This window comes from Alkalimonas mucilaginosa (genome assembly GCF_036327005.1).
Taxonomy (GTDB): domain Bacteria; phylum Pseudomonadota; class Gammaproteobacteria; order Enterobacterales; family Alteromonadaceae; genus Alkalimonas; species Alkalimonas mucilaginosa.
This window is the reverse complement of sequence record NZ_JAUGZK010000051.1, coordinates 1-530: the sequence shown is the minus strand read 5'-3', so window position 1 is coordinate 530 and position 530 is coordinate 1. Positions and strand designations below refer to the sequence as shown.

At 40.8% G+C, this 530-nt stretch carries 1 protein-coding gene; it reads right to left on the bottom strand.

Annotation, left to right across the window (positions count from 1 at the left end):
- Positions 1–160: 160 nt before the first annotated feature.
- Positions 161–530, bottom strand: a 370-nt coding sequence (locus tag QWF21_RS18090; protein ID WP_330089433.1) for a hypothetical protein, incomplete at its 5' end; no start/stop codon positions are given.

The following is a 530-nucleotide window of genomic DNA, read 5'->3' as shown; positions in this document are numbered from 1 at the left end:
TCCCCCTGCTCTGTAGTTATAAAAGCCACTGTAGTCTCACCAAAAGGGGCTGGTAGATCAGCGGTAATCTCCATCTTAAACCAAGGTACATAGTGCTCTGCATAACTACTTGGGCTGAAAAATATACACAGCAGGCATCCCAAGAAAAAAGTTAGTATCTTCATAAACAATCACCTGCAGTTGGGTTCATAGAGCAATGCATTGCTTTCATTCGATACTGTTCGACCGCACGCCTGAACTGGTAATTAGAATCGAAAGGTTCTTTACTTACTATACCAAGCTTAGCAAAGTGATTAACCTGCCATGTTGTGGCATTAATCTCACTCTGCCACCTAAATCGGTTATCTATAGCCAAACCAAGTTGCTTCCGGTAATTGATGTCATAAACATGAACGATTTCATGACCAACAATTGAAGCCAAATGACGAGCTTCTAATAAGTTATCTGGTCCAGTTAACATATCAACATTTACAAGGATTGTATCCGGATCTGTTGATGTCACTTGCATTGAACCTGAGATGCTGTTATCC